Here is a 13,394-nt window from a genome sequence, read left to right on the forward strand (position 1 = left end):
GCCAATCTAAGCCATCTAATTTATCTAATAATTCATCAGCATAATCAGTTATTTTGAAGAACCATTGAGTTAAATCTTTTTTTATAACTTCAGATTCACATCTTTCACATAAGCCGTCAACTACTTGTTCATTAGCTAAAACTGTATTACAAGATGGACACCAATTAACTGGAGCTTTTTTTCTGTAAGCTAATCCTTTTTCATAAAGTTTTAAGAATAACCATTGAGTCCATTTATAGTAATCAGGAGAACAAGTAACAACCTCATTTTCCCAATTAAACATAGCACCCATAGATTTTAATTGTTTTTCCATAGTTTCAATATTTTTAAATGTAGAATCTTTAGGATGTATGCCTGTTTTTATTGCATAGTTTTCAGCCGGTAATCCAAAAGCATCGAAACCCATTGGTTGGAATACGTTATAACCTTGCATTCTTTTAAGTCTTGCCCATGAATCTGTTGGTCCGTAGTTAAACCAATGACCAGCATGTAATTGAGCTCCTGATGGATAAGAGAACATTTCAAGTGTATAAAGTTTCTTATCTAAATTTTCTGGTTTGAATTTATAAGTTTCATTCTCTACCCAAATCTTTTGCCATTTTTCATCGATTTTAGTACTATAATTTTCCATAGTAATCCTCCTATATAAAATGTAAATTTATCAAATTTGAACATTAAAAAAGCTCTCATCTCTAAAATTAAGAGACGAAAGCAAAATTCCGCGGTACCACTCTTATTAGAAGAAAAAATATAATTTAATCTTCTCGCTTGATATTTTTTAACGGATATTTACCCGTACTTGTTTTTAACAAGTAAGCTCCTAGACAAGTTCATAACAATGTAACACTATTTTACACCTAACAATAGCTCTCTAAAAGATACAGTTTATTATTACTACTTCTATTCACAGCAAAATATAAAATTTAGCAATATTATATATTAAAATTTGTAAAAAAGCAAGAAAACATATTAAATTTTGTTTTTATTGAAAGATATTAAGAAAATTCTCGGAATTAATATATTGGTTTTGACGATTTTGTTCTTCTTTATCAAATTATGTTATTAAAGAAATTATGGATAACTGAAATTATAAATTAGATAAAATTTATCCTAAAGAATAAAAAAGTTAGATAAAATTTATCCTAAAGAATAAAAAAGGGAGTATAGTTGGCTACTAGATTTGAAATATAAGGATAATTTAAATGATAATAATAGTATTAAATTTTTTTCATATATTATTAAAAGGATATAGTATTAACACTTTATTTAAGTAAATGTTAATTAATTCATTATGATAAATATATATATCTATGATAAAATAGAGTTTAATTTTTATGGATTTAATTAAATAATCAAAAATATTTTTTAGATATATGAATTAAGCTTTAATCTATAAAATTCTAAGACAGTATTTTATATAACATGATAAAATAGTAAATATAGACTATAAATTCAACGAAGATTTATAATATAATTATTTAATTGAAAATAATAACCTAAACAAAGGAAGTGAGAAAATATGAATATATTATTAGGGATAGGCATGATAGTTTTAATACTAAATATAATCTTTTCATTATCATTGATATTTATAGAAAGAAAAGATCCAACAACAACATGGGCATGGCTTTTAATACTAATTATTTTACCTGGACTTGGATTTATATTATATCTTTTACTTGGACAAAACCTAAGCAGGCAAAAGATTTTCAAAGAAAAAAAACAAATTGATGAAATAAAGAGAAGAAATTTAAGTAGTAGATATGGTAATAAGAGTAATTGTCATGATGGTGGAGATAAATTCTTTGATTTAAGAAAGATGAATTATAATCATTCAGGTTGTCAATATACAACTAATAATGATCTTGAAGTATATGTTAATGGAGAGGATAAATTTAGACAATTAATTAAAGATATAAAGAATGCAAAGGAATATATACATATAGAATATTATATTTTTCGTAATGATTGTTTAGGAAAAAAAATAATAGCAGAATTAACAAAAAAAGCAGAAAGTGGAGTTGAAGTAAGACTTTTAGCAGATAGTATGGGTTCATATACCTTAACAAAAGGTGCATTAAAGAATTATTTAAAAGCAGGAGGAAAATTTGCAATCTTTTTCCCAGGAATATTACCACATATAAATACGCGTATAAATTATAGAAATCATAGAAAAATAGTTGTAATAGATGGAAAATATGGGTATGTTGGAGGATTTAATGTTGGTAAGGAATATATAAATAAAGATCCTAAGGTTGGATTTTGGAGAGATACCCACGTTAGAATAAAAGGTGGGGCAGTAAATGATTTAAATGAAAGATTTTTATTAGATTGGTGCTATGCATCAGAAGAAGAAATACATGATTATAATAAATATTTATCAGATACAAATGAAGAAATAGGGGATGTGGGCATACAAATAGTTACAAGTGGCCCAGATCATGAAGAAGAATATATTAGAAATGCATATATTAAGCTTATAAATAATGCTAAAAATAATTTATATTTGGAGACACCTTATTTAGTTCCAGATTTGCCAATATTAGAAGCATTAAAAATATCTGCGTTGTCAGGTGTTGATGTAAGAATAATAATTCCAGGAAATCCAGATCACTTTTTTATGAAATGGGCCGCTAGTTCTTATATAGGTGAACTTTTAAATACTGGAATAAAAATATATTATTATAAAAATGGATTTATTCATGCTAAGGCTATGGTTGCAGATAGTACTGTAGTATCTATAGGAACAGCTAATATGGATATAAGAAGTTTCAAATTAAATTTTGAAGTTAATGCTTTTATATTTGATGATAGAGTAGCTGTTGATTATGAAAAACAATTCATGAAGGATATTGAATTCTCTGAGGAAATAACAATAAAATCTCACGAAGAGAGAAGTATATATCTTAAAATAAAAGAATCTTTAGCAAGATTAGTTTCACCAATACTTTAATAATTTTAAATTATGGATTATGTATAAAAATTATGTTTTTTACCTTAACTTCGAATAAATCTTTAAATAAAATAATAAGATATAAAAAGAGGAATGAATCATACTTAAGTTAAAGCTTAATTATGATTCATTCCGTGTATTAAATATAATTATCTATTTGTTATTAGGAGTAAAGATGGTTTGTCTACCTATTTCAACAGCATTTTCATGGATACGTTGAGATAATTCTATACTTTGTATAGCAGAAGTGTCTTTTGGTGCAACACTAGTTTTTAATTTAAATGAATAACTCTTCCCAGGAGTTATAGTTCTGCCGTCATAAGTAGTAGAGATATCTACTACAGTGTAACCATCCTCATAGCTAACTGCTCCAGTGGTGTATTCACCAGAAGATAAAGGACCATCAGTACTCTTTATATAAATTTTTGGAGTTTTTATTGTTTCAGCGCATCTTTCTACACCTTTTAAAACTGCATCAGATTCTTCTAGTTTTTCATTATTTGTTATAGTGATGTTATAACCACCACCAGTTCCCCAACTTTCAGCATATGGAGTTACTGTTGCAGTAACATTTAGATTATTATAAACTATATTATATTCAGGAAGTTTGTCATTACCGTACAATTTACTTTTTGTAAATTTAGTTAATTCATCACGCTTGTCTGATGAAGTAGGAGCATCTTGTGATGCCATCCATGCAATCATACCTCCTAAGTTATTTTCCTTTACATAATTGACTTTTTCACCTATAGATTTAGTGTTATCATAAGTGAAAAATGCACCACTGTTTTCATCATATAGATAAGGTGCTTTAGCAATATCATCCCAATATTCTTTAAGACCAGGATATGCTGCCTTTAATTTATCTAAGCTTCTGTAAGACCAAACGCCACCTGCACGTCCACTATCTCCTGATTTTAATGGTGCTTCATTTTTTGCGCCTTTTGCAGGATTACCATCAGCATCTTTTGAAACTACTTCTGCTGTACCATATAATCCAGGTGTCTTAGAATCAGGACCATTAGACACTCTTTGCCATCCACGACTATAATAAGCAGAACCAATGACTATTTTATCTGATTGAGCGCCATTGCTTAAAAGATATTTGACACTTTGATTAATTGATAAACCACTTTCAGTTAGCGGATCATTTGGATTAGCATAAAGAGCTGTTTGATGTCCACTAGTTTCATCCCAAGCACCTCTCATATCATATGTCATGATGTTTGCAAAATCAACTACGTTAAATAATTTTTTAATATCAATACCTGAATCTAATTTTGCTTTTGATGCAGGCAGAGCTACAGAAAGTTCATAGGTTTTTCCTATTTTTTCACCTTGCTTATCTAAGGCGTTTCTTAAATCTTGTAATAAAAGAATGTAATTTTCTTTATCAGCAGCAGTTGAATTTATTGTACCTTCATCATTTTTATTATCTACAAGATCTGGCTCTCTGACAGAACAAGGATATTCCCAGTCCACATCAACAAAATCCATATTAGTATATTGTACAAATTTCATAACGTTTTCAACAAACTTAGCTCTAGTAGAGCTATTAGCAACTACTTTAGAAAAATCTCCAGATTTAGACCAACCACCAAGGGAAATACCTATTTTTAAATTTGGATTTTCAGCTCTCAACTCTTGAAAAGCATTTAATAAACCTGCATTTGCATCATTCCATTGTACAGGCATTCCAACTGGAGCATCAAGTGCAGCTCCGGAATCTGTAAACTGTAAGCTTCCATCTTCATTAAAGTCTAAAAAAGCAAAATTTAAATGAGTTAGTTGATTAGCTGGTATACCTTGAGGATAAAAATTGTCTTGACCACCCCAAATAGACCAATCTCCATAATACATTACATTACGTTTAATCTGTTTAGCTTGAGATTCAGCGTTAAATTTAGTAGCCGCATTGACAGGAATTCCAGGAAAGCCAACCAATGTAGTTCCTAAAATTGATGGAATCACTGTGAATACCAAAATAGATTTTTTTAATTTGTTAAATTTTTGTTTTGACATGTAAACTCCCCCTTGTTATTTTAAAATATATTTTAAAGGATCTACCTTATCTAATAATTATGAAGATATTAAAGTGGACTTTAGAGAAGTGAAGGAAAATCCCTTATTGCAAAATATAAAGAGACTATAAAATAATGATTTTAATTTATAATGATTGTCCAGTTGAAGCTATCTTGAATTTTTTGTGAATTACAGATTAGTTGATATTTTTTCTTTTAATATACTATATAATTACAATAAAAAAAGAAAAAATATGTATTATATTCAATAAATTTACTTATGTTTCTTTAATAATTATTATATCACTTATTTAAATGTTTACAATAAAAATATAATTACAAAATATGATAAAATATTTCATTATTTTTAACAAACAATGGGAATTGAATTTAAGAATATTTGAGAAAAATGAGTTTGATTAACACATATATATAAGTTATTAAGCACAAATAGTTAATACATTAAATTTTGAGAATATAAAATATTGATAAATAATTATTTTATAAGAAATAAATATATTAATATATCAAATAATATTGACAAATCGTAATGATTTGATATAATGTTAAAAAGATTAAATTTACAATGAATGGAGAAAAAACATGAAAAAGGATATTTGTGAATGTATAATGCAAAAATTTTATAGCTTTTTTTATTTTATGTTCTGGGGCTTTTATTTTAGCGCTGGCTATTTCTTTTGCAAAAAACTAAATAATACCTTTTAATGAGTGTTTAGATTATTGGAATATTAAAAAATTATAAATAATATAGATATTTAATAGAACTCATTATAATACAATGGGTTCTATTTTTTTATAAAAAATAATCAATCAAGTTACAGAGTACAACTTTAAATTGTAAGCTGTAAACTAAATGGGGGGCATATAAAATGATCGTAATATTAAAACAAAAAGTTGAACAAGAAAAAATAGAAAAATTAACTTTAATTTTAGAAAATCAAGGTGTTAAAGTAAATCCTGTTATAGGAAGTGACATTAGCATTTTAGGTTTAGTAGGGGATACGAGTAAGATCGATAAAGAGCAAATTGAGGCTAATGAAATAGTTGAAAAAGTTATGCATGTACAAGAACCTTTTAAAAAGGCAAATAGGATGTTTCATCCGGAATCAACAATAATTGATGTGAATGGACAAAAAATAGGTGGAAATAAAATAGCTATGATTGCAGGACCATGTTCAGTTGAAAGCGAAGAGCAAATAACACAAATCGCTAAAGATGTTAAAAAAATAGGGGCAAACTTTTTAAGAGGTGGAGCATTTAAACCTAGAACTTCACCATATGCATTCCAAGGACTAAAGTATGAAGGTTTAGAACTTTTAAAAAAAGCAAAAGCAAATACAGGATTACCTATAGTTACTGAAATTATGTCACCATATGATATAGAATTCTTTAATGATAATGTTGATGTTATACAAGTTGGAGCAAGAAATATGCAAAACTTTGATTTGCTTAAAGAATTGGGAGGATTGAATAAACCAATACTTTTAAAAAGGGGATTATCAGCAACTCTCGAAGAATTATTAATGAGTGCTGAATATATAATGGCAGGTGGTAATGAAAATGTAATTCTTTGTGAAAGAGGAATTAGAACATTTGAGACATATACTAGAAATACATTAGATTTAAGTGCAGTTCCAGCTCTTAAAAAATTAAGTCATTTACCAGTTATTATTGATCCAAGTCATGCTACAGGAAAGTATTGGATGGTAGAACCACTAGCTAAAGCTGCAATTGCAATTGGTGCAGATGGACTTATAATAGAAGTTCATAATGATCCAGCAAATGCTTTGTGTGATGGACCACAATCAATAAAACCAGATAAGTATGCAAAACTTTTTGAAGAATTAAAAGTTATTGCAAAAGCAGTAGGTAGGGAAATGTAGTTTAAATAAAGCTTAATTTATACTGAAAGTGAGATGTAATTATAATATAAAGCTTATGGACTAAAGAATTTGCTTTAAGAGTTCTAAAATAAAGATTAGTCCAATTAATGCATGCTTCCAATGAAACATTGTGACAAGCAATTAATTCAACAAAGCTTTATTAAGAAGCTCGAAAAATCAAATTCCAATGCCATTTCGCAATTATATTATAATAGCAATCTAATATATTCAAGTATAAATCTTAGATCAAAACATATAAGAAGGAGTATTAAAATGAGGGAGTTAGTTGTAGATTTAAAGGAAAAAAGTTATTCAATAATAATTAAAAAGGGACTAATTAATGATTTTAGTAATGAAATAAATAAGGTTTATAAAGGAAAAAAGATTTTTATATTAACCGATGAAAATGTAAATGGTTATTATGGGGATAAGGTAAAGGATTCATTAATTAATCATGGATATGAAGTTAAGAAAATGGTTTTAGAGCCTGGAGAGGAAACTAAGTCCTTTAATACTCTTCCTAAGATATATAATGAATTTTTAGATTTCAAATTAACTAGAAGTGATTTAATTATTACACTTGGAGGAGGCGTTATAGGAGACCTTGGAGGATTTGCAGCATCTACATTTTTAAGAGGAATTGATTTTATTCAAGTACCTACTTCATTGCTTGCACAAGTTGATAGTAGTGTTGGAGGAAAGGTTGCTGTAGATTTAGATAGGGGAAAGAACCTAGTAGGAAGTTTTTATCATCCTAAAGTGGTTTTAATTGATCCAGATGTTTTAATTACATTACAAGATAAATTTTTTAAAGATGGAATGGCTGAAGTAATAAAATATGGCTGTATAAAATATAAAGATTTCTTTTACAAATTAAAAGAGTTTAAAGCTAAAGATGAAGTTATGGATAATATAGAAGATATAATTTATGCATGTTGCAATATTAAAAGAATAGTTGTTGAGAATGATGAAAAAGATAAAGGTGAGAGAATGTTATTAAATTTTGGCCATACATTGGGTCATGCAATAGAGGCATACTATAATTTTAATAAATATACGCACGGTGAAGCTGTAGGAATTGGAATGTATAAAATAACTAAAATGTCTGAAGAAAAAGGAGTTACTCTAAAGGGAAGTGCAGATGAGATAAAAGATATACTAATTCAATATTCACTTCCTTATGATATAGATATTGAAAATTTAGATGAAATACTAGAAATAATTTCTTTAGATAAAAAAAATATTAATAATGTTTTAAAGATAGTATTACTTGAAAGCATTGGAGAATCATTTTTAAAAAATACTAATATAGATTTCTTTAAATAAATTTTTATATTTTAGAATTGAATTATGTTTTGCAAAATCTATATTAAAAAATAAAATTAAATGTACTATCTCAATATTAAACAACTAAAAGGGGGACACAAATGGGAACTTTTAAAATTTATCCTGGTAAATTAAAAGGAGGAGTTAAAATTCCACCATCGAAAAGTATGGCACATAGAGGTGTTATTTGTGCAGCTTTAGGAGATGGAATAAGTAAAATAAGAAATATTAATTATTCAGATGATATTATAGCAACTATTAATGCAATGCGTTCATTAGGAGCTATAATAACAAAGCAAGATGATTACCTTCATGTTATTGGAATAAACTCTGATAAGTGTAAAAAAAACATAGAATTAAATAGAACAATAGATTGTAATGAATCAGGTTCTACATTAAGATTTTTAGTGCCAATTTCTTGTATTTTTGAAGGGAATAATAGATTTGTAGGTAGAGGTAATTTAGGAAAAAGACCTTTAGATACATATTATGAAATTTTTGATAATCAGGGAATTAAGTATTCATATAAAAAGGGGAAGCTTGATTTAAGAACAGAAGGAGTACTAAAAAGTGGAGAGTTTAAATTAAGAGGGGATATAAGTTCTCAATTTATTAGTGGATTATTATTTGCACTTCCTCTTTTAGATGGAGATTCAAAAATAATAATAACAACAGAATTAGAGTCTAAAGGTTATATTGATTTAACATTAAGTGCTATGAGTGATTTTGGAATTGAAATTATAAATAATAATTATAAAGAATTTATAATCAGAGGAAATCAAATATATAAAAGTAGAGACTATAGAATAGAAGGCGATTATTCTCAAGCAGCATTTTTTTTAGTGGCTGATGCATTAGAAAGTGATATTTTGATAACTGACTTAGATCTACAATCTCTTCAAGGTGATAAAGAAGTTATAGAAATACTAGAAAAAATGAATGTCAAAATAAAAATTATTAATGATGACATTATAGCAATACCAAGAGGAATGTTAAAAGCAACTGTTATTGATGGATCTCAGTGTCCAGATATAATTCCAGTTATTTCTCTAGCAGCTAGTTTGTGTAATGGAATAACTGAAATAATAAATGTAGGAAGATTAAGAATTAAAGAATGTGATAGATTAAATGCAGTTGCAAGTGAACTAAATAAATTAGGAGCTAATATAATTGAAAAAGAAGACAGCTTAATAATTGATGGAGTTAAAACTTTAAAAGGTGGAGTAAAAGTTTGGAGTCATAAAGATCATAGAATTGCAATGACTTTAGCAATAGCATCTACAGTCTGTGAAGAACCAATTATTATAGAAGATTATGAATGTGTTTCAAAATCTTATCCAGAGTTTTTTGATGATTTTAAAGCATTAGGAGGAAACTTTCATGAGTGGAATTTGGGGTAATAGATTAAAAATTTCGATATTTGGTGAATCACATGGAAATGCAATAGGCATAACTATAGATGGACTTCCAGCTGGATTTAAAATTAATATGGAAGAAGTCTTAAAAGAAATGTCTAGAAGAGCACCAGGAAAAAGTAATCTTTCTACATCACGAAAAGAAGGAGATAAGCCAGAAATACTTAGTGGATTTTTTGAAGGAAAAACTACTGGTACTCCCCTTTGTGCAATGATTAAAAATAGTGATATGCATTCAAAAGATTATAGTGAATTAAAAAATTTAATGAGACCTGGTCATGCTGATTATAGTGGAAAGATAAAATATAGTGGTTACAATGACTATAGAGGTGGAGGACATTTTTCAGGGAGAATAACAGCACCATTAGTTTTTGCAGGGGCTATATGCAAACAAATATTAGAAAAAGAAAACATATATGTAGGTGCACATATTAAAAGAATAGGAAATGTTGAAGATAAAGAGTTTAGTGAAGTGAATTTAAATAAGGATCTTATTTTTGATTTAATCAATGAAGAATTACCAGTTTTAATAAAAGAGAATGGAGAAAAAATGAAAAGTGAAATTCTTCAGGCTAAAAAAGATGGTGATTCAGTTGGTGGAATTATAGAATGTGGAATTATTGGCGTGAAAGCAGGAGTTGGAAATCCATTTTTTGATTCTATAGAGTCTACATTAGCTCATTTATTATTTTCTGTACCAGCAGTAAAAGGAATTGAATTTGGAAAAGGATTTGAAATGAGTAAACTTAGAGGTTCACAGTGCAATGATGAATATTATTATGATGGAGATGAAGTAAAAGCATATAGTAACAATAATGGAGGTATATTAGGTGGGATATCTAATGGAATGCCAATATTATTTAAAGCAGTTATAAAACCAACTCCATCAATATCTAAAGAGCAACGAAGTATAAATATAAGCGAAAAGAAAAATGGTGTAATTACAGTTAAAGGAAGACATGATCCATGTATAGTACAAAGAGCTATACCAGTAATTGAAAGCGTTGCTGCAATTGGATTGCTTGATTTAATGCTGTAAGTATAAAGAAGCTGAGACGTGATAGTGGAAAGTTGGAGTTAATAAAAAATTTTATAGTGAAATTTTTATATATATATTTTTAGAGAGTTTTTAAGACTTTCAACAAAAATTTTCAACTCGTATCTCTCCACTTTCAACTAAAAGAGCGTGACTTAGCTACTTTTTTAAATATTAAAAATAAGGGGATAACCATATGGCAGAGTTAGATGATTATAGAAATAGTATAGATGAAATAGATCAAAAGATAACTGAATTATTTGAGCAGAGAATGGATGTTGTTCTTAAAGTAGGCGAATATAAGAAAAAAAATAATTTACCTATATTTAATAAAAATAGAGAAGATGAAGTTATTAAGAAGAACTTAGGTTATCTAAAAAATCAAGATTATATTGAAGAAACAGAAAAATTCTTTGAAAAATTAATGGAAGTTTCAAGACAGCTTCAAAGTAGAAAGATGAAAGAAGATTTAGCAGAAGAAAAAAAAAATAATGGTAATATTTGTGTTTGCGAAGATGGAAAAATTGGATTTTATGGTGCACAAGGTTCTTTTACTGAAGAAGCAATGATTAAATATTTTGATGAGGATAGAACTTCTAAATCATATGAGGAATTTGAAGATGTATTTTTAGCAATTAAAAATGATGAAATTAATTATGGAATACTTCCAATAGAAAATTCATCAACAGGAGCAATTTCTAGTGTATATGATCTTTTATATAAATATGGATTTTTTATAAATGGAGAGATATGTATAAAAATAAATCAAAATTTAATTGGGATAAAGGGGAGCAAGTTAAGTGACATTAAAGAAATATACTCACATGCTCAAGGATTTAAACAAAGTTCAGATTTCTTAAAGAAGTATAATGAATGGAAGCTGATACCATTTCATAGTACAGCTAGTAGTGCTAAATTAATAAAAGAATTAGAAGATAAATCAAAAGCCGCTATATGTAGCAAAAGAGTAGCTAATATATATGATTTAGAAATTATTAAAGAAAATATAAACAATCAAACAGAAAATTTCACAAGATTTATAATAATTTCTAAACAATTAGAAGAAAATAAAAATTTTAATAAAATCAGTGTAGTATTTTCACTTGAAGATAAGGCCGGTACATTATATAAGTTATTAAGACATTTTGCAGAAAATAATATAAATATGATTAAAATAGAATCAAGACCAATGAAGAATGGTCCTTGGAATTATTTTTTATATATTGATTTTGAAGGTGATTTATCATCGGAAAAAGTTAAAAAAGCTTTGTATTTAATTGAACAAAGTAGTGCTTACTTTAAATTATTGGGGGCATATGAAAAAAATAAATGTTAAACAAAGAAAAGGGGGCATAAATAGTGAATTTTTATGGAGTACTAGGTGAAAAATTATCACATTCTATATCGCCAATGATTCATAATAAAATTTTTTCATTTTTAGATATTGAAGGGGCATATAAAATATTTGAAGTTGAAAGAGAAGACTTAAAGAAATTTGCAGATTCATTAAGAGTATTAAAAATTAAGGGGTGTAATGTAACCATTCCATACAAAGAAGATATAATGAAATATTTAGATGAAATATCACCTGAAGCAAAAAAAATAAAAGCAATAAATACAATATTATTAAAAGATAATAAATTATATGGATTTAATAGTGATTATTATGGATTTAATAGTATATTACTCAGGAACAACATAGAAGTTAATGATAAAGTAGCTATGGTGTTAGGAACTGGTGGGGCATCAAAAGCTGCAGTAACTTTATTATTAGATAGAGGAATTAAAAAAATATATTTAGTTTCTAGAAGTAAAAGGTTAATTTCTTTAGAAGAGGATAAGAGGATAGAGTATAGAACTTATAGTAATATAAATGATATAAAAGGTGATATATTAATAAATGCTACTCCAGTAGGAATGTATCCTAAGGTAGATTTTAAGCCAGTTTCTGAAGATATAATTAATAATTTTGATACATTAATAGATTTGATATATAATCCAAGAGAAACTCAATTTTTACGAAATGGTAAAATTTTAAATAAAAAAGTTTGTGGTGGATTAGAAATGCTAGTAGGACAAGCGATTAAATCATCAGAGATTTGGCATGACATATCTATAGACAATGATATACAAGAAAAATTATATTCTTATATTGATGAAAAATTTAAATAGGGGAGAGTATATTATGAAAAATAAAGTATTTCTTATAGGAATGCCTGGATGTGGAAAATCTACAATTGGGGAACTTATATCTAAAGAATTATTATTAAAGTTTATAGATATGGATATATATATTGAAGAGAAAACATCAAAAACAATTTCAGAGCTTTTTGAACAAGGTGAAGATTATTTTAGAGATATAGAAAGTGAAACTTGTAAGGAAATAATAAAATATGATAATGTTGTAATAGCAACTGGTGGCGGAGTAGTAAAAAAAGATATAAATATAGAAACTTTAAAGAATAATGGATTAGTAATTTTTATTGATAGGTCAGTTGAAAAAATTATTTCTGATATAGATGTTTCTAGAAGACCTCTTTTAAAAAATGGGAAAGAGAGAATTATAGGGTTATATAAAGAAAGATATGATATTTATAAGAAAGCATGTCATAAGATAGTTGTTAATGATAGTACTATAGATGAAGTTGTAGAAGAAATAAAAAGGATAATTGTTAATAACTAGAATTTAATGTTTATATTTTATGAAGGATAGTAGGATAGTAGAATTTAAAAAAATTT

10 protein-coding genes and 1 other annotated feature are annotated in these 13,394 nt (G+C 27.1%); of the genes, 8 read left to right on the forward strand and 2 right to left on the reverse strand.

Annotated elements, in window-relative coordinates; all coding sequences use genetic code 11:
* Nucleotides 1-631 (reverse strand): class I tRNA ligase family protein (locus tag RYM86_RS13265; RefSeq protein ID WP_315081051.1); only part of this gene is annotated, 631 nt, incomplete at its 3' end.
* Nucleotides 632-698: 67 nt separating this feature from the next.
* Nucleotides 699-917 (reverse strand) — a binding site (T-box leader).
* Between the two features lie 602 nt (nucleotides 918-1,519).
* On the opposite strand from RYM86_RS13265, the gene cls reads away from it, so the two are divergent.
* A complete protein-coding gene (gene cls / locus RYM86_RS13270; RefSeq protein WP_315081054.1) occupies nucleotides 1,520-2,953 on the forward strand; it encodes a cardiolipin synthase in 1,434 nt (477 codons plus the stop codon).
* Nucleotides 2,954-3,106: 153 nt separating this feature from the next.
* Here cls and RYM86_RS13275 read toward each other — a convergent pair whose 3' ends face one another.
* A complete protein-coding gene (locus tag RYM86_RS13275) occupies nucleotides 3,107-4,975 on the reverse strand; it encodes a glycoside hydrolase family 18 protein (RefSeq protein WP_315081055.1) in 1,869 nt (622 codons plus the stop codon).
* A gap of 889 nt (nucleotides 4,976-5,864) precedes the next feature.
* Between RYM86_RS13275 and aroF the strand changes: the two genes are divergently transcribed.
* The 7 genes from aroF to RYM86_RS13310 all read left to right on the forward strand — a co-directional run bounded on the left by aroF (nucleotide 5,865) and on the right by RYM86_RS13310 (nucleotide 13,338).
* Nucleotides 5,865-6,878, forward strand: a complete 1,014-nt coding sequence (gene aroF / locus RYM86_RS13280; protein WP_315081056.1) for a 3-deoxy-7-phosphoheptulonate synthase — start codon at nucleotides 5,865-5,867, stop codon at nucleotides 6,876-6,878.
* Between the two features lie 273 nt (nucleotides 6,879-7,151).
* The gene (gene aroB, locus RYM86_RS13285; protein ID WP_315081057.1) at nucleotides 7,152-8,204 is read left to right on the forward strand and encodes a 3-dehydroquinate synthase; all 1,053 of its coding nucleotides are present in this window, start codon (nucleotides 7,152-7,154) and stop codon (nucleotides 8,202-8,204) included.
* A gap of 101 nt (nucleotides 8,205-8,305) precedes the next feature.
* Nucleotides 8,306-9,604: a 3-phosphoshikimate 1-carboxyvinyltransferase gene (gene aroA / locus RYM86_RS13290; RefSeq protein WP_315081058.1), complete on the forward strand. Its 1,299-nt coding sequence runs from the start codon at nucleotides 8,306-8,308 to the stop codon at nucleotides 9,602-9,604.
* Nucleotides 9,585-10,658: a chorismate synthase gene (gene aroC / locus RYM86_RS13295; protein ID WP_315081059.1), complete on the forward strand. Its 1,074-nt coding sequence runs from the start codon at nucleotides 9,585-9,587 to the stop codon at nucleotides 10,656-10,658. The genes aroA and aroC overlap by 20 nt, the downstream gene beginning before the upstream one ends.
* Nucleotides 10,659-10,851: 193 nt before the next feature.
* Complete coding sequence (pheA, locus tag RYM86_RS13300) at nucleotides 10,852-11,991, forward strand: prephenate dehydratase (RefSeq protein ID WP_315081060.1); 1,140 nt, start codon at nucleotides 10,852-10,854, stop codon at nucleotides 11,989-11,991.
* Nucleotides 11,992-12,014: 23 nt separating this feature from the next.
* Nucleotides 12,015-12,827 (forward strand): shikimate dehydrogenase, encoded by an 813-nt coding sequence (gene aroE, locus RYM86_RS13305; RefSeq protein ID WP_315081061.1) that lies wholly within the window; start codon nucleotides 12,015-12,017, stop codon nucleotides 12,825-12,827.
* Between the two features lie 13 nt (nucleotides 12,828-12,840).
* Nucleotides 12,841-13,338: a shikimate kinase gene (locus tag RYM86_RS13310; RefSeq protein ID WP_315081062.1), complete on the forward strand. Its 498-nt coding sequence runs from the start codon at nucleotides 12,841-12,843 to the stop codon at nucleotides 13,336-13,338.
* Nucleotides 13,339-13,394: the final 56 nt, after the last annotated feature.

Source organism: uncultured Clostridium sp. (assembly GCF_963527835.1).
Taxonomy (GTDB): Bacteria; Bacillota; Clostridia; order Clostridiales; family Clostridiaceae; genus Clostridium.

Bases quoted from the DNA above. Each gene is read 5' to 3' on its own strand.
- aroA (WP_315081058.1), top strand. From the start codon at position 8,306: ATGGGAACTTTTAAAATTTATCCTGGTAAATTAAAAGGAGGAGTTAAA.
- RYM86_RS13275 (WP_315081055.1), bottom strand. From the start codon at position 4,975: ATGTCAAAACAAAAATTTAACAAATTAAAAAAATCTATTTTGGTATTC.
- aroB (WP_315081057.1), top strand. From the start codon at position 7,152: ATGAGGGAGTTAGTTGTAGATTTAAAGGAAAAAAGTTATTCAATAATA.
- RYM86_RS13310 (WP_315081062.1), top strand. From the start codon at position 12,841: ATGAAAAATAAAGTATTTCTTATAGGAATGCCTGGATGTGGAAAATCT.
- cls (WP_315081054.1), top strand. From the start codon at position 1,520: ATGAATATATTATTAGGGATAGGCATGATAGTTTTAATACTAAATATA.
- aroC (WP_315081059.1), top strand. From the start codon at position 9,585: ATGAGTGGAATTTGGGGTAATAGATTAAAAATTTCGATATTTGGTGAA.
- pheA (WP_315081060.1), top strand. From the start codon at position 10,852: ATGGCAGAGTTAGATGATTATAGAAATAGTATAGATGAAATAGATCAA.
- aroF (WP_315081056.1), top strand. From the start codon at position 5,865: ATGATCGTAATATTAAAACAAAAAGTTGAACAAGAAAAAATAGAAAAA.